Source organism: Pseudomonas sp. GM50, assembly GCF_000282375.1.
In the GTDB taxonomy this organism is placed as follows: Bacteria; Pseudomonadota; Gammaproteobacteria; order Pseudomonadales; family Pseudomonadaceae; genus Aquipseudomonas.
The window spans coordinates 12,280-35,624 of the sequence record NZ_AKJK01000144.1 but is presented as its reverse complement, the minus strand read 5'-3'; the positions used below and the strand labels follow the sequence as shown (position 1 = coordinate 35,624).

Below are 23,345 nucleotides of genomic sequence, written 5' to 3'. Positions count from 1 at the left end.
TTGGCACAGCGTTCGCACTCTCTCTAGTAACCCTGCTGACAAGACACGCAGCAGACTTTCCAGAAATACAGGAGTTACTCGTATGAAGAAGTTCGCTATCGCTGCCGCTACTGCTACCGCGTTGACCCTGACCATGGCCAACGCTGCATTCGCACAGACCACTCAAGCGACTCAGGCACCCATGATGCTGGCCGCCGGTGAAGTCACTGAAGCGAAAGAGGATGTTTCCGATACCTGGATCACAACCAAAGTCAAAGCAGACCTGGTCACCGAAAAAGGCATCCCAGGCACCGACATCAAAGTCGAAACCAACAAAGGCGTTGTTTCCCTGTCTTCCATGACCGTTCTGACAGACGCTCAGAAAACAACCGCCGTGGCTATCGCCAAGAAAATCAAAGGCGTCAAAGCGGTGTCCGCTGACGGCCTGAAATCCGAGTAAGACAAGGCTTCTCGCCTGGACCGGGAGAAGGTGCGGTAGACGGGCCGAGTCATACGTCTGCCGCTACTTGAGAGTTCATGCGAAGGCCACAAGGACGTGGCCATTACAGGCCCCGGCATTCGTGTCGGGGCCTGTTCTATTTGCAGCAACGCAGCACTTGTAGGAGCGAGGCTTGCCCGCGAAGAACGATTACGCGGTATCCCTGATGGACCGAGGCGGCTGGTTCGCCGGCAAGCCTGGCTCCTACAGGGAAGTGGGGCAAGCTCGATTGTTTAATTCCCACGCTTGCTGGTGATTCGAACCAACCGGTTGCCTTCAAAGCGCAGGTACTGGTACATCCCGCTGTTGGGCCCGTAGGTCCATTCCTCGACCTGAAACTCTTCCCGCCGATTGGCGCTGCGTTTGTAGCCCAACAAGTCGCGGGCAACGGGCTCTCCGCATTTTTGCAGCACTTCGCCGGACCTGTCCCCGACGCTGATCAATTGACTGCCGCAACGCAAGGTATCGGCCGCCGCTGCCTGGCCGGCAACCAGTAACAGCGCCAGGCTCAGAAGCCATCGTGCGCCCATCACTCGGCATCCAGATGCATGGGGGTGATAACGCGGCCATCGCTTTCTGCCTCACCGAGGCTGGCATCGATGAAGTACACGCGGTCATCGGCCAATTGACCCTTGTCCACCAGATAATCCTTGATGCTGCTGGCCCGTTCTTGCCCCAGTTGACGCAACAGCACCTCGCTGGAACTCCAGAAGCCAATCACGTCTTCACGCATTTTTTTACTGCGTTCTTCCTTGCCCAAGTCCTTCCATTCGGCGGGCGGCTGGGTCTTCAGGCGTGTGCGGTAGATCCCTTCGAGCAGCGGGCCTTTCTCGCTGTCCGGCACTTGCAGCAATGAGGCCTGGGCCGGCACCTTGTCACCGCGACGCTGGAGCATTTTGTAGTAGTTGTACTGGTATTCCCGCTCCAGGCGTTGCTCGGCAATCAGCGGGCCATCGCTGCTCTTGGCAGCGGTGCCTTCGATTTCCAGGCGCAGGGCCGGACGTTCCTTGAGCGCCTGGGACAATTTGACCAGCGCCGCTTCGGCGTCTTTGCTCAGGTCGCTTGAACCCGGTGCGAATGCCACGGTGCCCAAGTCTTCCGAACCACCGCCACTGACCAGACCACCAATCATTTTGAATGGCGCTGCGGCCGCTTTCACAATCAGGTTGCGCAGGGTCTGCCAGATAATCGGCATGACACTGAACTGCGGGTTGTTCAGGTCGCCGCTCACTGGCAGCTCGATGGAAATCTTGCCGTCGACATCCTTGAGCAAGGCAATCGCCAGCTTCAGCGGCAGGCTCACCGCGTCCGGGCTGTCGACCTTTTCACCCAGTTGCAGCTGCTCGACCACCACTTTGTTTTCGGCCAGGAGCTGGCCGTTGGTGATCTTGTAATGCAGGTCGAGATTGAGCCGGCCCTTGCGGATACGGTAACCGGCGAACTTGCCGGAGTAGGGCGTCAACGTCGTCAGTTCCACCCGTTTGAAACTGGTGGCGATGTCGAGGCTGGCCATCGGGTCGAACGGGTTGACCGAACCCTTGATGGTCACTGGCGCATAGCGGTCGACCTTGCCTTTGACGTCAACACTGGCCGGTTTTGCCTGTCGGCTGTCGATGGTGCCGATCTTCCCGTTGAGCTGTTGAACGGCTGTGGCGAAGTTCGGGGTCAGGCTGAAGTCGGCGAAGTTTGCCGAACCGTCATTGATGGCAATGCCGCCAATGTGGATGCCCAGCGGTTTTTCTTTTCCGGCTGCCGGTTTGGCCGCGACGGTTTTTGCGCCGGCATCGGCCGGTTGCGGGATCAGCAGGTCATCGATGTTGGTGGTGCGGTCATCGTTGATCATGAAGCGTGCATAGGGCTGGAACAGGTTGATCCTGTCGATCGACAAGCTGTCGCCATGCTGATAGTTCAGGCCTTCGAGCACCACCTGTTGCCACTTGAGGAAGTCGCGGGTTTTCAGGGTGTCGAGGGTATGCAGTTGATCGACCTGGGCTTTGCCTGTGACGCTGAACGCCAGCGGCTCGGTGCTTTTCAGGTCGACCGCCAGATCACTGCCCAGCATGCCGCTGCGCAGTTCGAGACGAATGAACGGGTTGATGTAGGACTGGGCGACGCGCAGGTCGATGTCCTTGGTCTGCACGTTCAGTTTGGCGCTGATCGGGGCCAGATTGACCACGCCGTCCGCGGTGATCTTGCCTTGCTTGCCCACGCCGGTGTCGAGCTTGAGGTTGAAAGGTGAGCCATTGAGGCTGTCGAAATTTTGCAGGTCCAGGTTCAGCGGACCCAGCTCCAGCGCCACCGCCGGTTGTGCCTTGCGGTCGGCCAGGTGCACCTGATAATTGCGTAGCTGCACGTCTTTGAGCAGCACCTGCCAAGGCTTGCTCGGCGCGGTCGGTTCAGGCTTCGGCGAATCGGCTGCTGCCGGTGTGCTGGCTGGCTCGGCATTGGCTTTGTTGGCCGCTTTGGACGGCTGACTGGCGAACAGTTTTTGCCAGTCGAGTTGCCCATCCGCTTCGAGGGCGGCCCAGGTTTCCAGTTTCTGGCTGCGGATCTTGCCGACCACTACTTGCTGTTTGGCCAGATCCACGGTGGTTTCACTGATGTCCAACCGTTCGAGCTTCGCCAGCGGTCGACCGTCCGACGTCTTGATGGCAAAGGGTGCAATGCTGACGGCAACGTTGCTCAGCAGCAGTTCGGTTTCCTTGGCCAGGTTGAGTTTGTAATCGGTGCTGAGGCTGACGACGCCATCTTCGAGTGCGAGTGGCACAGCATCGCGCACATAAGGCCAAAAGGATTTCATCTTGCCGTCGGTGATTTTCAGCTTACCTTCAGAGGCGATCGGGATCAGGCTGAAGTTACCGGTCCAGTCGATCTGTCCACCTGCCGGGCCGACGGCCACCAACGTCATGTCGGCGCTGTCTTCGGGCAGGGTGCTGAGGTTTTTCAGTTCGAAGTCGAGTTTGTCGTAGAGGAATTCGATGGGTTCGCTGGGCCGTGCATCCTCGAAATGCAAGGAGCCGCTGGCCAGTTTGATTCGCTCCACGCGCAGCGGGAATGGTTTGGCGTCCGGATCGACCGGGGTCGGTTCGCTGGCGGGGATTTTGAACAGCCCGAGCAGATTGAGTTTGCCGTCCTTACTGAAGAGGATTTCAGTCTTGGATTTGTCCAGTTCGATATCGGACAGGTGCAATGCCTTGGTCCAAAGACTGTCGATCTGCAGGTTGGCGTACAGACGTTCGAAGCCCACTTGCTCCTTGCCCGGCTCGCCGATGACCAAGCCCCAAAGGGTGACTTCAAGGCTGAACGGGTTGAGTTCGATCCGCTGAATCGTCGCGGGTGTCGTGGCGTAATTGGCCAATTGTTGATTGGCAATCCGCAACGCGATGCCCGGTAAAATCAGAAACCCCAGCAGGCTATAAAGAGCCAGGGCAGTCAACAAGGCGCCGATAGCGCGAATCAATCCTTTGGGCATGTGCGGCTTCATCTGTCGGAATCGGAGTGCCTTGGAGTATGGCATGCGTTTGCGGTTCCGAAGCAACCACGCTTAACAGGATTTATCTGATCATCGGCGTGGATTTTCAGAGCTGCAGGATCAGCGTTTTCAGCGGTGGCTGCTGGTCCATCGACGGGAAATCACTACCCGGTGTCAGCGCTGTCCACTCACGCACCGGGCGCCCGGCCTTCTCTGCGCAGCGCAGAACCTGTTCGCGCCAATCGTCCATGCTGACCTTCGCCAGGTTGTTGCAGCAGATCAGCACGCCATCATCGGCGGTGGTCAGCAGCGCCGGTTTGAGCAGGCTCTGGTAGTCACGCAACAGGTCGACCGTGCCGAAGGCACTCTTGGCCCAGGCCGGAGGATCGAGCAATACCAGATCGTACTGACGCGGGTCCAGACGTTGATAGCTCGGCAGTTTCTGGCCGCGACGCTGACTGATTGGCAGGCCGGCCAATTGACGAATCGCCGGGAAATAATCGGACTGGATGAATTCCATCGTCGGCAATTGCGGGTTGAGCAGACCGTTCTCGCGGCCGACCGCCAGATTGCCTTCGGCAAAGTCCAGGTTGCACACCTCGCTCGCACCACCCGCCGCCGCGCTGAGGCCGACGCCACAGGTGTAGGCAAACAGGTTCAGCACACTTTTGTTTTTGCTGTGCGCCTTGACCCAGCCGCGAGCGTTGCGCAGGTCGAGAAACAGCAACGGATCCTGGCCGGCGTGGCGCCCGCGAACCCGGTAGTTCAGTCCCCATTCGTGGCCGATCAAATCTTGCAGGGCGGCTTCGTCGGCGCGGTAGACGGTGTCTTCGCGGTCGATGCGCGAGTTGCCACGGGAACGGTCGTTGTAGACCAGCAGGGTGTCGAGGCCCAGCTGTTGATTGACGGTCTCGTGCAGTTGCAGCAGGGCGTCACGCTCCAGCGCCTGATGAAAGCTTTGCACCAACAGTTGCGGGCCGTAGCGGTCGATGGTCAGGCCGCCGGCGCCTTCCTGGCTGCCATGGAACAGGCGATAGCAATCGGTGCCTTGCTGATGCAGCTCGGCGAGCAAATCCTGGCGACGATCAAGGGCGGCGCACAGCGCCTGATTCAAGGAAGACATGCTGGGCGCCTTGCAGGAGGGAATTGGGGCGCGGGAGTTTAACAGCTTGGACGATGAAGAACCTGTACCTGTACCTGTAGGAGCGAGGCTTGCCCGCGAAGACGGCGGCACAGTCAACATTAATGTCGCCTGACACACCGCTTTCGCGGGCAAGCCTCGCTCCTACAGGTTCAGGCGTTGATCGATCAGCCCTTGCACCACGCTCGGGTCGGCGAGGGTCGAGGTGTCGCCCAGGCTGTCCAGTTCGTTGCAGGCGATCTTGCGCAGAATTCTTCGCATGATCTTGCCCGAACGGGTTTTCGGCAGGGCCGGAGCCCATTGGATCAAGTCCGGTTTGGCGAAGCTGCCGATTTCCTTGCTGACATGCGCGAGCAATTGTTTCTTCAGTTCGTCATTGGGTTCGGTGCCATTCATGGGCGTGACGAAGGCATAGATGCCCTGGCCTTTGACATCATGGGGATAACCGACCACGGCGGCCTCGGCGATGCTGTCGTGAAGCACCAGCGCGCTTTCCACTTCGGCCGTGCCGATGCGGTGCCCGGAGACGTTGATCACGTCGTCGATGCGCCCGGTGATCCAGTAATCGCCGTCCTCGTCACGACGCGCGCCATCGCCGGTGAAGTAGTAGCCGGGGTAGGGCTTGAAGTAGGTTTCGACCATTCGTTTCGGGTCGCCGTAGACGCTGCGGATCTGCGCCGGCCAGCTGGACTTGATGGCCAGTATGCCGCTGCCAGCGCCTTTGATTTCCTTGCCGTGTTCGTCGAGCAATACCGGTTGCACGCCGAACATCGGTTGGGTGGCGCAACCGGGTTTGATCCGTTGGGTGCTGACCAGCGGGCTGAGCATGATGCCGCCGGTTTCGGTCTGCCACCAGGTATCGACAATCGGGCAGCGCTGCTCGCCGACCGTATTGAAATACCACTCCCAGGCTTCCGGGTTGATCGGCTCACCGACGGTGCCGAGTAACCGCAGGCTCTCGCGGGACGTTTCCTTCAACGGCTCGGGGCCTTCACGCATCAGCGCACGCAACGCGGTCGGAGCGGTGTAGAAGATATTCACGTGATGCTTGTCGATCACCTGCCAGAAGCGCGAGGTGCTGGGGTAGCTCGGCACACCTTCGAAGATCAGCGTGGTCGCCCCGTTGGCCAGCGGCCCGTAGACGATGTAGCTATGGCCGGTGACCCAACCGACATCGGCGGTGCACCAGAAGACTTCACCGTCGCGATAGTCGAGGACGTACTTGAAGGTCATGGCCGCTTGCAACAGATAGCCGCCGGTGGTGTGCAGCACGCCTTTGGGTTTACCGGTGCTGCCGGAGGTGTAGAGGATGAACAGCGGGTCTTCGGCGTCCATCGGCTCTGGCGGGCAGTCGTCGCTGACGTCGCGCAAAGCCTGGTGGTACCAGATGTCCCGATCGTCGACCCAGTTAACCTGGCCTTGGGTACGTTCGACCACGATCACGGTGTTCACGTCGGGACAGCTTTGCAGCGCGGTGTCGACGTTCTGTTTGAGCGGCACGAATTTACCGCCGCGCACGCCTTCGTCGGCAGTGATCACGGTGCGGCAATCGGCGTCGAGAATCCGGTCACGCAACGAGTCCGGAGAGAAGCCGCCGAACACCACCGAATGAATCGCACCGATTCGCGCGCAGGCGAGCATGGCGTAGGCGGCTTCGGGGATCATCGGCATGTAGATGCACACGCGGTCGCCTTTCTTCACGCCACGGCTTTTGAGCACGTTGGCCAGTCGGCAGACATTGTGATGGAGTTTTTTGTAGGTGATCCGGGCGGATTCGGCGGGGTCATCGCCTTCCCAGATGATCGCGATTTGATCGCCGCGTTTTTCCAGGTGACGGTCGATGCAGTTGTAACTGACGTTTAACTGTCCACCAGCGAACCAGCTCGCCTCACCGGTTTTCAGGTCATAACGCTGGACGGTTTGCCACGGCGCGCTCCAGTCGAGAAAGCGTGCGGCCTGTTCGGCCCAGAAGGTACTGGGGTGCTCGATGGATTGGCGGTACAGGCGTTGGTAGTCGTCTTGACTTAACTGTGCAGCCCGGCGGACGGCATCGGCTTTGGGGAACGTGCTGATATCGAACATGACGGTTCCTTATTCTTGTTACGACAAGTAATAAAGATGCGCCGAGTGGGGAAAGGGTTCAAGTCAGATGCCGATCGGTGTGGAAGGTGCCGGCCGCAAAATTTGTGGCCACCGTAAACCAATGTGGGAGCGAGCCTGCTCGCGATGGCTGCATGACATTCAACATCAATTTGAATGGCAGACCGCTATCGCGAGCAGGCTCGCTCCCACAAGGGCAGCTGTGTGGCGTCAAATCACCCGCGGTGACGACCGCGGAAGTAGTTGATCAAGCCTTGGGTGGAGGCATCGTCGGCCGGGGTTTCTTCGCTGCCGACCAGGCGGTTGTAGACGCCTTTGCCCAGTTCCTTGCCCAGTTCCACGCCCCACTGGTCGAAGGCATTGATGCCCCAGACCACGCTTTGCACGAAGACTTTGTGTTCGTACATCGCCACCAGTGCGCCGAGACGACGCGGGCTGATGCGTTCGACCACCAAGGTGTTGCTCGGACGGTTGCCCGGGATCACCTTGTGCGGCGCGACTTTTTGTACTTCCTCTTCGCTCAAGCCCTTGTCGCGCAGTTCGGCTTCGGCCTCGCCCAAGGTCTTGCCCAGCATCAGCGCCTGGCTTTGCGACAGGCAGTTGGCGTACAGCCACTGGTGGTGGTCGGACACCGGGTTGAAGCTGACGATCGGCACGATAAAGTCAGCCGGAATCAGCTGGGTGCCTTGGTGCAGCAACTGGTGGTAAGCGTGCTGACCGTTGCAACCTACGCCGCCCCAGATCACCGGACCGGTATCGGTGGACACTGGCGTGCCGTCTTGGCGCACGCTCTTGCCGTTGGATTCCATATCCAGCTGTTGCAAGTGTTTGGTGATGTTGCGCAGGTAGTGGTCGTACGGCAGGATCGCGTGACTTTGCGCGCCCCAGAAGTTGCCGTACCAGACGCCGAGCAACGCCAGCAGCACCGGCATGTTCTGTTCGAATGGCGCGCTCTGGAAGTGCTGGTCCATGGTGTAGGCACCGGACAGCAACTCCTTGAAGTTCGACATGCCGATGGCCAGTGCAATCGGCAGACCGATAGCCGACCACAGCGAGTAACGCCCGCCGACCCAGTCCCACATCGGGAAGATGTTTTCTTCGCGAATACCGAACGCCACCGCAGCAGCATTGTTGCTGGAAACGGCGATGAAGTGACGGTACAGCTCGGCTTCCGAACCACCCTGAGCCAGATACCAGGCGCGTGCGGCCTGGGCGTTCTTCAGGGTTTCGAGGGTGTTGAAGGATTTCGACGAGACGATGAACAGCGTGGTCTCGGCGCGCAGCTTCATGGTCAGTTCGTGGAACTCACTGCCGTCGATGTTCGCCAGGTAATGACAGCGCACGCCTTTCTGGGCGTAGGACAGCAGCGCTTCGGACACCAGCTCAGGGCCGAGGAACGAGCCACCGATGCCGATATTCACCACGTCAGTGATCGGCTTCTCGGTGTAACCGCGCCACAAACCATCGTGGATACGGCCCACGAGGTCGGTGATCTGGTTCAACACTTTGTGTACATCGGGCATCACGTTGACGCCGTTGACCGACAGCTTGTCGCCCACCGGGCGGCGCAGTGCGGTGTGCAGCGCGGGGCGGCCTTCGGAAGAGTTGACGATTTCGCCATCGAACAGCGCTTTGATCGCGCCTTTGAGGTCGACTTCGTTGGCCAGGCCCACCAGCAGATTGCGGGTCTCGGCGTTGATCAGGTTTTTCGAGTAGTCGAGAAACAGGCCGCAGCTGCTAAGGGTGAATTGAGTAAAGCGCTGCGGATCGGCATTAAACGCTTCGCGCATGCTGAAATCTTGCATGGCTTGGCGGTGGTCATTCAGCGCTTGCCAGGCGGGCAGAGCGGTAACGTCGTGAGGAGTGCGGTAATACGCCATCGCTGCGGTTTTCCTTTTTACTTGAACGGCCTTTTGAACACTAAAAATCCCGGAGCGCTGTGGGTGGGCGTCCGGTCAACTGCGTCGACACGATTTCATGGCGCAGGGCGAATACAGTAAACCTCGCGCTGCAATCTGTCTTGACTTTGTCTGACCTGCTCCCGGTACTTTTTTAACATTTAAACAGGGAGCGGTCCGACAAACGGAAGGCTGACAGGGGCGTCGGCTCGATCAGGCGACCTGAACCGGAATGGCATTACTGGTGTGGCTCAACTCGTTACCCGGCGCCATGTAGAGCATGCGCGGCTTGAAGTTGAGCAGCTCGGCTTCGTTGTAGTGGGCGTAAGCGCAGATGATCACGCGGTCGCCGACCTTGGCCTTGTGCGCCGCGGCACCGTTGACCGAAATCATGCGCGAACCTTCTTCACCACGAATCGCGTAGGTGGTGAAGCGCTCGCCGTTGTCGATGTTGTAGATCTGGATCTGTTCGTATTCACGGATGCCGGACAGGTCCAGCCATTCGCCGTCGATGGCGCAAGAGCCTTCGTAATCGAGTACTGCATGGGTGACTTCGGCGCGATGCAGCTTGGCCTTGAGCATGATGGCGTGCATGAGTGTTTTCCCAGGTCGGAATCGAACGGCGGGCAGTTTGCCCGAAGGCTTTGTGGGCGGCAATACAGTCTGGAAACGACGTAGATCTAATGTGTGCGGGCCTGTGGCGAGGGGGCTTGCCCCCGCTGGGCTGCGAAGAAGCCCCAAAATCTCTGATGTACCAAAGATCTTGTGAGTGCTATGCACTCAAACGGGGGCAAGCCCCCTCGCCACAGGCCTGCTCCCACATTGGTTTTGCGGTGTTCAGGCGGGCGCGTCGAGGTTCAGATGCAGGTTGTCGATCAACCGTGTCGTGCCCAGGAACGCCGCTACCAGAATCACCAGATCCCGATCTTCGGCCGTCGCCGGACGCAAGGTCAGCGCATGGCGAATTTCCAGATAATCCGCACGCAGGCCAGCGGCTTCAAGCTGTTTGATCTGCTCGTTGATCAACGTCGGGTAATCCCGCTCACCCTGTTTAATTGCATCGGCAATATGGCTCAGGGTGCGATAGACCACTGGCGCGACGGCGCGCTGTTCTTCGCTGAGGAAACCATTGCGCGACGACAGCGCCAGACCGTCGGCGGCCCGCACGGTGGGTTCGCCGATGATCTGGATCGGCATGTTCAGGTCATGCACCAGGGCGCGAATCACCGCCAGTTGCTGGAAGTCTTTCTGACCGAAGATCGCCAGGTCCGGCTGGACCATGTTGAACAGCTTGCTGACCACGGTCGCCACCCCTTCGAAATGCCCCGGACGGCTGGCGCCGCACAGGCCTTCGGAGAGTTGCGGAACACTGACGCGGGTCTGACCGGCCATGCCGTCGGGGTACATTTCTTCGACGGTTGGTGCGAACAGCAGATGGCAACCGGCCTGGAGCAGCTTCTCCTGATCGGCGGCCAGGGTCCGCGGGTACTTGTCGAGGTCTTCGCCGGCACCAAATTGCAGCGGATTGACGAAAATGCTCGCGACCACGAAATCCACCCGTTGGGTGGCTTTGGTAATCAGCGCGATATGCCCGCTGTGCAGGTTGCCCATGGTCGGCACAAAGCCGATGCGCTTGCCTTCGCTACGGGCACGGGCCACGGCGGCCCGCAGTTCGCGTACGGTTTTTACGGTGTTCATGCAGAGAATCCGTGTTCGATGCCAGGGAAAGTCACCGCTTTGACTTCAGTGACGTAAGCGCTCAAGGCGGCTTGAATGCTGGTTTGGCCGGTCATGAAGTTCTTCACGAATTTGGGCACTCGACCGGTAATGGACAAACCAAGCATATCGTGCAGGACCAGCACTTGGCCGTCGGTGCCACTGCCGGCGCCGATACCGATCACCGGGATCTTCACCGCCTGGGAGATTTCTTCAGCCAGTTCGCTGGGCACGCATTCGAGCAGCAGCATGGCCGCGCCGGCCTGTTCCAGGGAAATCGCGTCGGCACGCATTTGCCGCGCCTGGTTCTCGTTGCGGCCCTGGACTTTATAGCCGCCGAGGATGTTGACCGATTGCGGCGTCAGCCCCATGTGCGCGCACACCGGGATGCCTCGTTCGGCCAGCAGACGGATCGAGTCCGCGAGCCACAATGCCCCTTCAACCTTGACCATGTGTGCACCGGCCTGCATTAACAGAGCGCTGTTGGTCATGGTTTGTTCAATGGTGGCGTAGGCCATGAAAGGCAGGTCGGCGAGGATCAGGGCATCGGTGTTGCCGCGTTTGACGGCTGCCACGTGGTAGGCCATTTCAGCGGTGGTCACCGGCAGTGTGCTGTCGTGACCTTGCAAGACCATGCCGAGGGAGTCGCCCACCAGCAGCACTTCAACCCCGGCCTCATTGCAGGCATGGGCGAAGGTCGCGTCATAGCAGGTCAGCATGGTGATCTTTTCACCTTTCTGCTTGAGGCTCTGGAGCGTGGTCAGGGTGATGGCTGGCATGAAAAAAATCCTCATTACAGGCGCTATGGAAACTACTGCGAGTAACGCGCGTGATTCGTCATTTATACAGGCGCACCTTCTTTCGTGGTGCTTGTAAGGCCTGGATTGCGCCCTTTGGCGCCGCGTTGGCGGCAGCGGGACGCCTATAGTCGTGAGGAGAACCCGGGAAGTCAATTGCGTGTGTTACCGGGTTGTTACGCGTGGGGTGTTACCGGCGTTACTGATGCGATTCAGCAGGTGGCAGGGATGATTTGCAGATTTTTTGTCCGACAAAAAACCAATGTGGGAGCGAGCCTGCTCGCGATAGTGGTCATTCAGTCAACATCATTGTTGAATGTCAGTCCGTCATCGCGAGCAGGCTCGCTCCCACAGGGATATTTGTCAGGCGTGAGAAATGCGTTCCAACCCGACGAACGGGCAGGCGGCGAGTAATTCTGTGAGGGTGCGGCCGTCGGCCAGGCGCAAATCAGCAGGTGCCAGTTCGGCCAGCGGATACAGAACGAAGGCTCGTTCTTGCATGTGGTAATGAGGCACCTTGAGGCGAGGCTCGTTGATCAACCGATCGCCAAACAGCACGATGTCCAGGTCCAGCGTGCGCGGACCCCAGCGTTCAAGGCGCTCGCGGCCTTGGCCGTTCTCGATGGCTTGCAGCGCATCCAGCAGGTCCAGCGGCGCCAGGTGGCTGTCGAGTGCGGCGACCGCGTTGGTGTAACGCGGTTGACCGGGCAGCAGCGAGTCGCTTTGATAAAACCCGGAAACCCCGACCAGTTCGGTTTGCGGCAATTGCGCCAGCGCTGTGACAGCACTGCGCAACTGTTCGGCGGGGTCAGCCAGATTGCTGCCCATGCCGATGTAGATGCGCTCCATGGCTTATTCGCCTGTAGCGCTCGGTGCGCCGGCAGCGCGCTTGCGCTTGGCGCCGCCGCTACGGCGACGTTTGCGCGGAGCACCGGTACCGTCGTCCTTGCCGCTGAGGTCGCGGATCATGTCCCGGCGTTCGCTGTCGTTGGCGTCCTGATAATCGGTCCACCATTCGCCCAGGCCATCAGTCTGTTCACCGGCGCTTTCACGCAGCAGCAGGAAGTCGTAACCGGCGCGGAACCGCGGGTTGTCCAGTAACAGGTCGGCGCGTTTGCCGCTGCGCCGTGGCAGACGCTCCTGCATGTCCCAGATCTCGCGGATCGGCATGGTGAAGCGTTTCGGAATGGCGATGCGCTGGCACTGTTCGGCGATCAACTCGTGAGCAGCTTCCTGCATTGCCGGAATCGGCGGCATGCCGCGTTCTTGCAGGCGCAACACACGGGCCGGCAGGGCAGGCCAGAGCAGGGCGGCAAACAGGAACGCCGGGGTGACCGGTTTGTTCTGCTTGATCCGCAGGTCCGTGTTGATCAGCGCTTCACTGATCAGCGTGTGCGTGTAGGTCGGGTTGTACTCCAACGCTGCCGCACTGGCCGGGAACAGCGGATCGAACAACTGCAGGTCGACGAGCATTTCGAAGGTGTCCGCGGCATAGCCGGAGAGGAACAACTTGAGCACTTCTTCGAACAGACGAGCCGACGGGATCTCGCGCAGCAACGGCGCCAGTTCGCGGATCGGCGTGGCACTGTGTTTTTCGATGCCGAAATTCAGCTTGGCGGCGAAACGCACGGCCCGCAGCATCCGCACCGGGTCTTCCTGGTAGCGTTGCTTCGGATCGCCGATCAGGCGGATCAGATGATTGCGGATGTCGTGTACGCCGTTGGCGTAGTCGAGAATGCGCTCGCTGACCGGATCGTAATACAAGGCGTTGATGGTGAAGTCGCGGCGTTGCGCGTCTTCTTCCAGAGTGCCGTAGACGTTGTCGCGCAAAATGCGCCCGCTTTCATTACGAGACGATTGGTTGCTGTCTTCGTCCTCGTCGTTTTGCGGGTGATTGGCGCGGAAGGTCGCGACTTCAATGATTTCGCGGCCAAAGTGGATATGCACCAGTTTGAAACGCCGACCGATGATCCGCGCGTTGCGGAATTCGGCGCGTACCTGTTCAGGCGTGGCGCTGGTGGCGACGTCGAAATCTTTCGGCGTGATGCCGAGCAGCATGTCACGCACACAGCCGCCGACCAGGTAAGCCTGGTAACCGGCGTTCTGCAGGCGTTCGACGATATTCACCGCGTAACGGCTGAATTGTGCCTTTTGCAGCGAATGTTGGCCGCTGTTGAGCACTTCAGGCGTACTGCGAATGTGTTGCGTATGACGCTTGGGAGAACGGAATGACTGGAACAACTTCTTCAGCATGGGATGCACTGTTTGAAGGAATGTTCGGCCATAACGAAGAATGACCGCATGATGGGCGGGGATTCTAGCATTTAGTCGGGGGATGGTGTAGGAAGCTGCGCAAGCGTGTGAAGGGGATGTCGGCAGTAGGGGCAAACGCCAGAAACCACAAGGGGAGCCGAAGCTCCCCAAGAAGTAGTTGCATGCTCTATTTTTATTATTGGTTTCGGGCTTCTTGTTTTTGTTGAGTGCCCTCGCCATGAAGTTTTCCTTCATGACCCTCCCAATCGGGAGCCAAGAGCAAACGGATTGCTTTGGTCGCTGTGTTGCTGTGATCGTTCGATCCAACCAGTTCAGGCACTGTCTTGGGACAGTTTTTTATTATTCTCGGCCTGGTCGTGGGGCAAGCCCCAAATGCAACGCCTCTCCAAAAGAATCAGTTAGCTACGCCTCTCGCCGTCTTGTTTTTATTGTGCGTGAGTCGATTCGTCTTATTTTTATTGTCTTGTACATTGCTTGTTATTGTTCTTGTACTGAACATATAGCAGGGTGCGTGCCAACTTTTGTGAAGCCCAGTAAAACAAGGGGTTAGGCGGGCTGATGGTGTTTTTCGAGGCCCAAAAAAACCGGGGCTTCGTTACCGTAAGCCCCGGCTTCTGTTACGCGAAAAAGCTGAGGTAACAGTTTTTTCACAATGTCATGTGTTACCCGCACATCCGACAGGTGCGGTTCAGCTCTCGCTGGCCACCCCGGTCTTGCGCCGCGGAATGCCCAGGCGCTGACGGCGCTCCCACAGGCATTTGCGACTGACCCCGAGTTTGCGGGCCAACTCGGTTTCGGTCATGTGGTCCTGATGCTCGAGAACGAAATGCTGGAAGTAGTCTTCCAGGGACAAATCTTCGGTCGGTTCGTGGCTGGTGTTACCGGCGCCGTTGCCCTGCTGGGGCGCCAGACCGATGAAGTCATCGTCATCCAGATCACTCAGTTCGATGTCGATGCCCAGCAGCTCGGCAGAAATTTCCGGGCTCTCGCACAGAATCACCGCACGTTCGACCGCGTTTTCCAATTCGCGAACGTTACCCGGCCAGGAGTAATGCCGAATGGCCTGTTCGGCATCCAGGGCGAATTTCAGATCGGTGCGGTTGACCCGTGCGCTCTGCCGCGCGAGGAATGCAGTGGCAATTTCGTTGACGTCGGCGCCGCGCTCGCGCAGGGCCGGCAGCTTCAAGGCGATCACGTGAAGGCGGTAGTACAAGTCTTCACGGAACTGGCCAATTTTCGCCAGGCTCTTGAGGTCCCGGTGGGTCGCGGCGATCAGGCGTACATCAACCTTCTGCGACTGCACCGAGCCGACCCGGCGGATTTCCCCTTCCTGCAACACACGCAGCAGGCGGGCCTGAGCTTCCAGTGGCAGTTCACCGATTTCATCGAGGAACAAGGTGCCGCCGTCCGCTGCTTCCACCAACCCGGCACGCCCGGCACTGGCGCCGGTAAACGCGCCTTTTTCGTGGCCGAACAATTCGGACTCGATCAGGCTTTCCGGAATGGCCGCGCAGTTCACCGAAATCATCGGCGCCTTGGCGCGTTTGGACAGGTTGTGCAGGGCGCGTGCTACCAGTTCTTTACCGGTACCGGATTCACCCTGGATCAGGACGTTGGAATCGGTTGGCGCGACTTTACGGATCTTGCTGTACAGGTCCTGCATCGGAGGGCAGGAGCCGATAATGCCGATTTCGCCGTTGCTGTTGTCGACACCGTTTTTCGCGGCGCCATTGCTCGTTTTGCCGACGACCGGTTCACCGCTGGCTTGCGCCGATTGCCGGTCACGCAGGATTCGCGCGACGGCCTGGAGCATTTCGTCGTGATCGAAAGGCTTGGCGATGTAATCCACCGCGCCCATCTTCATGGAGTCGACGGCCGAACGCAGGCTGGCGTAACTGGTCATGATCAGCACCGGAGTGCCCTGGCCAAGTTTGATCAACTCGGTACCAGGCGCGCCCGGCAGACGCAGGTCGCTGACGATCAGGTCAAATGTGGGGATGCTGAAACGCTCTTGTGCTTCCTGCACGGATCCGGCTTCGCTGACCTGGTACTGGTTACGTTCCAGCAGACGGCGCAAGGCGGAGCGGATAATTGTTTCGTCTTCGACGATCAAAATGTGCGGCATTGATTCGATACTCTCGACGGTCTCAGTTCACAGCGGACGTCGCTTCGACATGACGCGGCAAAGTTACCCGGATACGGGTGCCGCGTTGGCTTTGAACATCAGCCGGGCTGTCGATGGTGATTTGTCCATAATGCTCTTCAACGATGGAATAGACCAGTGCAAGGCCCAGACCGGTGCCTTCGCCAGGGTCTTTGGTGGTGAAGAAAGGTTCGAACAATCGGTCCATGATGCTCGAGGGGATACCGCTGCCTTCGTCTTCGACGATCAGATCGACCGTGTGTTCGCCGGCTTCGCTCTTGACTCGTACCGCACTGCCCGGAGGCGAGGCGTCGCGGGCGTTTGAGAGCAGGTTGATCAATACCTGGGCGAGCCGCTGCGGGTCACCTTCGACCCAGTGGTCGGGATCGCACAGATTATAGAACTGTACTTCGAAATTGCGCCGGTTCAAGGCCAGCAGGCCGATGGCATCCTGGGCCACTTCCGCCAGACAGACGGGCTCGTCACTGTGCTGATAACTGCCGGCATGGGCGAAGCTCATCAGCGACTGAACGATGCGTGACACGCGTTTGGTCTGCTCGAGGATCTGCCCACTGATTTCCGTGAGTTCGGCGTCTTCTTCACGCTCTTCGCGCAAGTTTTGCGCGAGACAGGCAATGCCGGTGATCGGGTTGCCGATTTCATGGGCCACGCCGGCCGCCAGTCGACCGATACTGGCCAGGCGCTCGGAGTGCACCAGTTTGTCTTCGAGCATCTGGGTTTCGGTCAAATCTTCCACCAGCAGCACCAGGCCGCTGTTACCCGGCGCCAGCGGCTCGTCGATTGCCGCTTTGTGCAGGTTCAGCCAGCGCGTCTGACCGTCGAGGGCCAGGTGCTGTTTGTGCAAATGCTCGTCCGGCAGATTGATGAAGCCTTGCAGCAGCTCTTTCCAAGGGTCGGCAATGGTGCTCAGGCGTGAACCGACCACACGCTGCGCGGCAATCCCGGTCAGCTCCTCCATGGCTTTGTTCCACATGAGGATTTCCTGATCCTTGGCCAGCGAGCACACGCCCATCGGCAGTTCCTGCAAGGTCTGGCGGTGGTAGCGGCGCAGGGCATCGAGTTCGGCGGCAAGACCGGTGAGGCGCGAGTGGTAATCCTCAAGACGGCTTTCGATGAAGTGGATGTCTTCGGTGACGTAGTTTTCGCCACCGGCCTTGTAGGGCAGGAAGGTTTCGACCATGTCCTGCGCCACGCTCGGGCCCATCAGGCCGGAAAGGTTGGCTTCGATACGGTCACGCAAACGACGCAAGGCATACGGCCGGCGCTCGTCGAACGGCAGATAGAGGTCACGCAGGGCCTGTTCGACTTCCTTCTGTGCAGCCTTGGCACCCAATGGTTTTGCAAGCTGCGTGGCGAATTCCTGGGGCGAGGCCGCGTGCAGTTCGCGGCGTTGCGGGCGGCGAACGTTGTCCACCGCGCAGGCTTCGGCGGCGCTGGCCTCTTCGGGGCTGGCATTGGTGAACAACGAAATCAGCGTGAACATCAGCACGTTGGCGGCCAGCGAGGCGATTGCTGCCATGTGCCAGCTGGTGTCGTCCAGCACATAAATCATGTTCAGCAGTGGAATGTAGAAGCCTTGCAGATTGCCGACCAGCGGCAGCAGCATAGTCACCATCCACACCAGAATCCCCGCCAGCAGGCCTGCGATGAAGCCGCGACGGTTGGCGGTCGGCCAGTACAGTACCGACAACACCCCCGGCAGGAACTGCAACGTGGCGACGAAGGCGACGATGCCGAGGTTGGCCAGGTCCTGCTCGGCACCCAGCATCAGGTAGAAACCGTAACCGGCCATAATGATCGCGACGATCAGCGCCCGGCGGGTCCATTTCAGCCAACGGTAAATATTGCCTTCAGCCGGCGGCTGATAGAGCGGCAGCACCAGATGGTTCAGCGCCATCCCGGAGAGCGCCAGCGTGGTGACGATGATCAAACCGCTGGCCGCTGACAATCCGCCGACATAGGCCAATAGCGCCAGGGCTTTGTTGTTGGCGGCGATGCCGATGCCCAGGGTGAAGTATTCCGGATTGGTCGTGGCGCCGAGTTTCAGCCCGGCCCAGAGAATCAGCGGCACCGCGAGGCTCATCAACAGCAGAAACAGCGGCAGACCCCAGCTCGCACTGACCAGCGAGCGCGGGTTGAGGTTCTCGGTAAACGTCATGTGGTACATGTGCGGCATCACAATCGCCGAGGCGAAGAACACCAGCAGCAGCGTGCGCCACGGGCCTTCCTGCAATGGCGTGTGCAGGGCGGCGAGGGCGGTCTGGTTTTGCAGCAGCCACAGTTCCAGCTGCTGCGGGCCATCAAACACGCCATACAGCGCATACAGACCGACGCCGCCAATCGCGATCAGTTTGATCACCGACTCGAAGGCAATCGCGAACACCAGGCCTTCATGTTTCTCGCGGGTAGCGATGTGGCGTGAGCCGAAGAAAATCGTGAACAGGGTAATCAGTGCGCAGAAGCTCAGGGCCACGCGATGCTGCACCGGCTCGCGGGTGAGGATGCTGATGGAGTCGGCCACTGCCTGAATCTGCAACGCCAGCAACGGCAGCACGCCGATCAGCATGAAAATTGTCGTCAGTGCGCCGGCCCAGGTGCTGCGGAAGCGAAACGCGAACAAGTCGGCCAGGGACGAGAGTTGATAAGTGCGGGTGATTTTCAGGATCGGGTACAAAAGCACTGGCGCCAGCAGAAAGGCCCCGGAAACCCCGAGGTAGCTGGACAGAAAACCGTAGCCGTACTGATAGGCCAGGCCCACCGTGCCGTAAAACGCCCAGGCACTGGCGTAGACGCCCAGCGACAGGGTGTACGTCAGCGGGTGGCGAATGATCGCCCGCGGGATCATCCCCCGTTCGCTGATCCAGGCCACGCCGAACAGCACCGCCAGGTACGCGGCGCTGATCAGGATCATCTGGGTCAGGCTAAAGCTCATCGGCATCTTTTTGGCTCTGCAGGATGAAGGTCACGACAATCAGAATCAGCCAGAGCAAATAAGGGCGATACCAAGCGCCCGTGGCGTCGATCCACCAATCCATGATGGCCGGGGAGAACAGATAAATCCCCACTACCAGGAGCAGGACCAAGCGATAGATGTACATCCCGGCCTCTCTTTTTTATGCGCGTGCCCGAAAACGTGCGGCGATGGTAACGGATGGGCGCGCCACTGCAAGTGGCATCACTGCAGTTGCGCTTCAGGCAACGTCAGTGTGCGCGGGATCAGCGATGCATCCCAGTGGGTAATCCCCCAGTTCAGCACTTCCCGTGGCGTGGCGTCATTCAGTTCGGTCGCGGGTTTGTGCCCCAGCGCCCGCAATGCGCGCAGCAACAGCGGCGTGGCCTGATCTTCAGTCAGCGGCGGCGAGCGATAGGATTTGCCGAGTTTGTGGCCGTCCGGCTGGGTAATCAGCGGGATGTGCAGGTAGCGCGGTTGCGGCAGGCCCAGCAGTTCTTGCAGATAGAGCTGGCGCGGCGTGGAATCCAGCAGATCGGCGCCGCGCACGATATCGGTGATGCCTTGCCAGGCGTCGTCCAGCACCACCGCCAATTGATAGGCGTAGAGCCCGTCGCGACGGCGGATCACGAAATCACCGACTTCCCGGCCCAGGTGTTGACGGAATTCGCCCTGCACCCGGTCGATGAAGTGGTATTCCAGCTCCGGTACACGCAGGCGGATCGCCGCGTTCTCGGTGCCGTGCCCCGCGTTGCGGCAGAACCCGGGATAGATGCCGTGATACGGCTCCAATTGCTTGCGCGAACAGGTGCAAGCGTAGGCCAGGCCCTGATTGAACAGGCGATTGATGACTTCGTCATAGGCCGCGTGCCGGTCACTCTGTCGGACCATGTCGCCATCCCACTCGAACCCGTAGCTTTCCAGCGCCTTGAGAATCGCCGCCTGAGCGCCAGGCTCTTCCCGTGGCGGATCGAGATCTTCCATGCGCACCAGCCAGTGGCCGCCGACCGAACGGGCGTCGAGGTACGAGGCCAACGCTGCGACCAGCGAACCGAAGTGCAGATGCCCACTGGGTGTGGGGGCGAAACGCCCGATGTAGGCGGGGGAGGCGATGACGGTCATAAGGGCGATGTCAGGCTGTTCAATCGTTTTGAGCATGGCTTGAAGCCGCCTTCGCGAGCAAGCTCAGCTCCTACAGGAAATTGCGCTGCCTTTGTAGGAGCGAAGCTTGCTCGCGAAGGCAATTTTAAAGACGCAACAAATCAGCAAATGTCAGAAACAAAAAACGGAGCGTTCGCACGCTCCGTTCTTCGTTCAAGTCGCAAAAATTACTTGCCGACTTGCTTTTCCTTGATTTCCGCCAGGGTCTTGCAGTCAACGCACATGTCGGCGGTAGGGCGGGCTTCCAGTCGCTTGACGCCGATTTCGACGCCGCAGGACTCGCACCAGCCGTATTCTTCGTCTTCGATCAATTGCAGTGTTTTGTCGATTTTCTTGATCAGCTTGCGCTCGCGGTCGCGGGCGCGCAATTCGAGGCTGAATTCCTCTTCCTGGCTGGCACGGTCTGCCGGGTCAGGAAAGTTGGCCGCTTCGTCTTTCATGTGATCAACAGTACGGTCGACTTCCTGCATCAAGTCCTGTTTCCACTTGTTCAGGATCTTGGTGAAGTGAGCGCGCATGGGCTTGCCCATGTACTCTTCGCCCTTCACTTCTTTGTAGGGTTCGAAGCCGCTGATCGACTGATTTTGCTGCTTTGCTTGGGTGGGCATGAAATGGACCGCCTCTACTCTTGTAATCCATTGCGCAGGATTGCTCCATCACCGACACCTGCCGGCCCTGCGGCTGCAAGCGGGCGAACTTACCAGATCAAATCGGACCGCGCTACTCCCGGATGTCGAGCCCGCGGCCCGTGGCGCTTGCAAAAGATTGCAAAGCCTTGCCTGGTGGCTCTGGAGACCTGATCAATTATTGATTTTAGTCAAACCTGGAGCATACGCTTGAACCGTTTGAGACCAGCGTTATATGGGCTCTGACCGCTTTAGGTTCTCGCTCGTTCCTGCGCTTGGGTAGAATCGATTCTTTTCCCCGTTGTAAGGAAGGCTAATGGCTCTGTCCTACAGTGCGCGCAGTCGCGCTATCGAACCATTTCACGTTATGGCCCTGCTGGCGCGGGCCAACGAGCTGCAAGCAGCCGGCCACGACGTGATTCACCTGGAAATCGGCGAGCCGGACTTCACCACCGCCGAGCCGATCATCCAGGCCGGCCAGGCCGCGCTGACGGCGGGGAAGACTCGTTACACCGCCGCTCGCGGCATCCCTGAGCTGCGTGAAGCCATTTCGGGCTTTTATCAGCAACGTTACGGGCTGAACATCGATCCGCAACGAATTCTCATCACGCCCGGCGGTTCAGGCGCATTGCTGCTGGCCAGTGCCTTGCTGGTAGACCCAGGCAAGCATTGGCTGCTGGCAGACCCGGGTTACCCGTGCAACCGGCACTTCCTGCGGTTGGTGGAAGGCGCGGCGCAATTGGTGCCGGTCGGCCCGGACGTGCGTTATCAGCTGACCCCGGACCTGGTTGCGCGTCATTGGGACCACGATAGCGTCGGCGCCCTGGTGGCATCGCCGGCCAACCCGACCGGGACTATCCTGACCCGCGACGAGTTGGCCGGGCTCTCTGCAGCGATCAAGGCCCGCCACGGCCACTTGGTGGTCGACGAGATCTACCATGGCCTGACTTACGGCACGGACGCGGCCAGCGTGCTGGAAGTCGACGACAGCGCCTTCGTCCTCAATAGTTTTTCCAAGTATTTCGGCATGACCGGCTGGCGCCTCGGTTGGCTGGTAGCGCCAGAAGCGGCGGTCGGTGAGCTGGAAAAACTCGCCCAGAACCTCTACATCAGCGCGCCGAGCATGGCCCAGCACGCTGCATTGGCTTGCTTCGAACCCGCCACTATTCAAATTTTCGAGGAGCGCCGCGCCGAGTTCGGACGACGTCGTGATTTCCTGCTGCCAGCCCTGCGTGAATTGGGCTTCGGTATTGCCGTAGAGCCGGAAGGCGCTTTCTACTTGTACGCTGATATCAGCAAGTTCGGCGGCGATGCCTTCGCGTTTTGCCGACATTTCCTCGAAACCGAGCACGTGGCGATTACGCCGGGCCTGGACTTCGGTCGTTATCAGGCCGGGCATCATGTGCGGTTTGCCTACACCCAGAGTCTTCCACGCTTGCAAGAAGCGGTCGAACGGATCGCTCGCGGTTTGAAGAGCTGGCAAGGCTGATGCGCTTTCATCCTCCCCTCGAAGAAGGTCGCTTGATTCGTCGCTACAAACGTTTTCTCGCCGATATCGAAACCGTTAGCGGCGAGTTGCTGACCATCCACTGCCCCAATACTGGTTCGATGCTCAATTGCCAGGTTGAAGGCGGGCAGGTCTGGTTCAGTCGTTCCAACGACCCCAAACGTAAATTGCCCGGCACCTGGGAAGTCGGGGAAACCCCGCAAGGGCGGTTGTTCTGCGTAAACACCGGGCGTGCCAACGGTTTGATCGAGGAGGCGTTGCGGGCCAATGTCATCACCGAGCTGAACGGCTTTACCGAACTGAAGCGCGAAGTGGCCTACGGTCAGGAAAACAGTCGCATCGATTTCCGTCTCGACTACCCGAGCGGGCCAGCGTATGTGGAAGTCAAAAGCGTCACCCTGGGCTTCGATGGCTCGTTGGTGGCGGCGTTTCCCGATGCGGTGACCCAGCGCGGGGCCAAGCATTTGCGGGAGTTGGCGCATTTGGCCCGGGACGGGGTTCGTGCCGTGCAGTTGTATTGCGTGAATCTGACCGGCATCGACTCCGTGCGTCCTGCCGAAGAAATCGATTCGGCCTACGCGGCGGCGTTACGCGAAGCGGTGGCGTGCGGGGTCGAAGTGCTGGCGTATGGCGTGCACTTGACCCACGAAGAGATGGTGGTCGATCGGCGGCTGGAAGTGCTGTTAAACGGTTAGAGCGTGACCCAGATCCCTTGCTCGTCTTCGTGGCAGGGGATGGTTGTAAGGGATTGCCCGGCGCACGGGCCGGCGACGCATTCGCCGTCTTCGATCAGAAACAATGCGCCGTGGGTGGCGCACTGGATCAGGCTGTTGCTGGGGTCGAGAAACTGGTCGGGCTTCCATTCCAGTCCGACACCCCGGTGCGGGCAGCGATTTTCATACACATACACCCGGCCACCCCGGCGCACGGCCAGGAGCTTCTGACCGTCGACGTCGAAACCGCGACTGCTGGCGTCAGCCAATTCGACGCCTGTGCAAAGAAGCTTCATGTCTATCCTCAAATCCCACAGCTCGTGACCAGATATGTCCGAGCTTGACGTT

At 59.6% G+C, this 23,345-nt stretch carries 19 protein-coding genes; 3 read left to right on the top strand and 16 right to left on the bottom strand.

Annotation, left to right across the window (positions count from 1 at the left end):
• The first annotated feature begins 82 nt into the window (after nt 1–82).
• Nucleotides 83–439 carry a BON domain-containing protein gene (locus PMI30_RS00605; protein WP_007901973.1) on the top strand — a complete coding sequence of 119 codons (357 nt, stop codon included), beginning with the start codon at nt 83–85 and terminating at the stop codon, nt 437–439.
• Nucleotides 440–711: 272 nt separating this feature from the next.
• On the opposite strand, the gene PMI30_RS00610 is transcribed toward PMI30_RS00605, so the two are convergent.
• The 15 genes from PMI30_RS00610 to dksA form a co-directional block, all read right to left on the bottom strand.
• The gene (locus PMI30_RS00610) at nt 712–1,008 is read right to left on the bottom strand and encodes a DUF2845 domain-containing protein (protein WP_008015113.1); all 297 of its coding nucleotides are present in this window, start codon (nt 1,006–1,008) and stop codon (nt 712–714) included.
• The gene (locus PMI30_RS00615; protein WP_008015111.1) at nt 1,008–3,995 is read right to left on the bottom strand and encodes a DUF748 domain-containing protein; all 2,988 of its coding nucleotides are present in this window, start codon (nt 3,993–3,995) and stop codon (nt 1,008–1,010) included. Before PMI30_RS00615 ends, PMI30_RS00610 begins: the two co-directional genes overlap by 1 nt.
• A gap of 61 nt (nt 3,996–4,056) precedes the next feature.
• Nucleotides 4,057–5,073, bottom strand: a complete 1,017-nt coding sequence (locus tag PMI30_RS00620) for a class I SAM-dependent rRNA methyltransferase (RefSeq protein WP_008015108.1) — start codon at nt 5,071–5,073, stop codon at nt 4,057–4,059.
• Nucleotides 5,074–5,235: 162 nt separating this feature from the next.
• A complete protein-coding gene (acs, locus tag PMI30_RS00625; protein ID WP_008015106.1) occupies nt 5,236–7,173 on the bottom strand; it encodes an acetate--CoA ligase in 1,938 nt (645 codons plus the stop codon).
• A gap of 233 nt (nt 7,174–7,406) precedes the next feature.
• The gene (pgi, locus tag PMI30_RS00630) at nt 7,407–9,071 is read right to left on the bottom strand and encodes a glucose-6-phosphate isomerase (RefSeq protein WP_008015103.1); all 1,665 of its coding nucleotides are present in this window, start codon (nt 9,069–9,071) and stop codon (nt 7,407–7,409) included.
• Nucleotides 9,072–9,302: 231 nt separating this feature from the next.
• Complete coding sequence (gene panD / locus PMI30_RS00635) at nt 9,303–9,683, bottom strand: aspartate 1-decarboxylase (RefSeq protein WP_008015102.1); 381 nt, start codon at nt 9,681–9,683, stop codon at nt 9,303–9,305.
• A gap of 243 nt (nt 9,684–9,926) precedes the next feature.
• On the bottom strand, nt 9,927–10,787 hold the full coding sequence (panC, locus tag PMI30_RS00640; RefSeq protein ID WP_008015101.1) for a pantoate--beta-alanine ligase: 861 nt from the start codon (nt 10,785–10,787) through the stop codon (nt 9,927–9,929).
• Nucleotides 10,784–11,584: a 3-methyl-2-oxobutanoate hydroxymethyltransferase gene (gene panB / locus PMI30_RS00645; protein ID WP_008015100.1), complete on the bottom strand. Its 801-nt coding sequence runs from the start codon at nt 11,582–11,584 to the stop codon at nt 10,784–10,786. The genes panC and panB overlap by 4 nt, the downstream gene beginning before the upstream one ends.
• Before the next feature lie 381 nt (nt 11,585–11,965).
• Nucleotides 11,966–12,451, bottom strand: a complete 486-nt coding sequence (folK, locus tag PMI30_RS00650; protein ID WP_008015098.1) for a 2-amino-4-hydroxy-6-hydroxymethyldihydropteridine diphosphokinase — start codon at nt 12,449–12,451, stop codon at nt 11,966–11,968.
• A 3-nt stretch (nt 12,452–12,454) separates the two neighbouring features.
• Nucleotides 12,455–13,855 (bottom strand): polynucleotide adenylyltransferase PcnB, encoded by a 1,401-nt coding sequence (locus PMI30_RS00655; RefSeq protein WP_008068509.1) that lies wholly within the window; start codon nt 13,853–13,855, stop codon nt 12,455–12,457.
• 709 nt (nt 13,856–14,564) lie between these two features.
• Nucleotides 14,565–16,001 carry a sigma-54-dependent transcriptional regulator gene (locus PMI30_RS00660; RefSeq protein ID WP_008015096.1) on the bottom strand — a complete coding sequence of 479 codons (1,437 nt, stop codon included), beginning with the start codon at nt 15,999–16,001 and terminating at the stop codon, nt 14,565–14,567.
• A 22-nt stretch (nt 16,002–16,023) separates the two neighbouring features.
• The gene (locus PMI30_RS00665; protein WP_008015095.1) at nt 16,024–18,978 is read right to left on the bottom strand and encodes a sensor histidine kinase; all 2,955 of its coding nucleotides are present in this window, start codon (nt 18,976–18,978) and stop codon (nt 16,024–16,026) included.
• Entirely contained in the window at nt 18,962–19,138 is a 177-nt protein-coding gene (locus tag PMI30_RS31180; RefSeq protein WP_003176118.1) for a hypothetical protein, read from the bottom strand. The genes PMI30_RS00665 and PMI30_RS31180 overlap by 17 nt, the downstream gene beginning before the upstream one ends.
• Before the next feature lie 77 nt (nt 19,139–19,215).
• Nucleotides 19,216–20,112 (bottom strand): tRNA glutamyl-Q(34) synthetase GluQRS, encoded by an 897-nt coding sequence (gene gluQRS / locus PMI30_RS00675; RefSeq protein ID WP_032836311.1) that lies wholly within the window; start codon nt 20,110–20,112, stop codon nt 19,216–19,218.
• Between the two features lie 206 nt (nt 20,113–20,318).
• Nucleotides 20,319–20,759: an RNA polymerase-binding protein DksA gene (dksA, locus tag PMI30_RS00680; RefSeq protein ID WP_007902025.1), complete on the bottom strand. Its 441-nt coding sequence runs from the start codon at nt 20,757–20,759 to the stop codon at nt 20,319–20,321.
• A gap of 334 nt (nt 20,760–21,093) precedes the next feature.
• On the opposite strand from dksA, the gene PMI30_RS00685 reads away from it, so the two are divergent.
• Together PMI30_RS00685 and sfsA are read left to right on the top strand one after the other, a co-directional pair.
• Nucleotides 21,094–22,266: a pyridoxal phosphate-dependent aminotransferase gene (locus PMI30_RS00685; RefSeq protein ID WP_008015090.1), complete on the top strand. Its 1,173-nt coding sequence runs from the start codon at nt 21,094–21,096 to the stop codon at nt 22,264–22,266.
• Nucleotides 22,266–22,979 carry a DNA/RNA nuclease SfsA gene (sfsA, locus tag PMI30_RS00690; protein WP_008015089.1) on the top strand — a complete coding sequence of 238 codons (714 nt, stop codon included), beginning with the start codon at nt 22,266–22,268 and terminating at the stop codon, nt 22,977–22,979. Before PMI30_RS00685 ends, sfsA begins: the two co-directional genes overlap by 1 nt.
• Here the strand turns inward: sfsA and PMI30_RS00695 are convergent.
• Nucleotides 22,976–23,293 carry a Rieske (2Fe-2S) protein gene (locus PMI30_RS00695; RefSeq protein ID WP_008015087.1) on the bottom strand — a complete coding sequence of 106 codons (318 nt, stop codon included), beginning with the start codon at nt 23,291–23,293 and terminating at the stop codon, nt 22,976–22,978. The two genes, sfsA and PMI30_RS00695, sit on opposite strands and share 4 nt — an antisense overlap.
• Nucleotides 23,294–23,345: the final 52 nt, after the last annotated feature.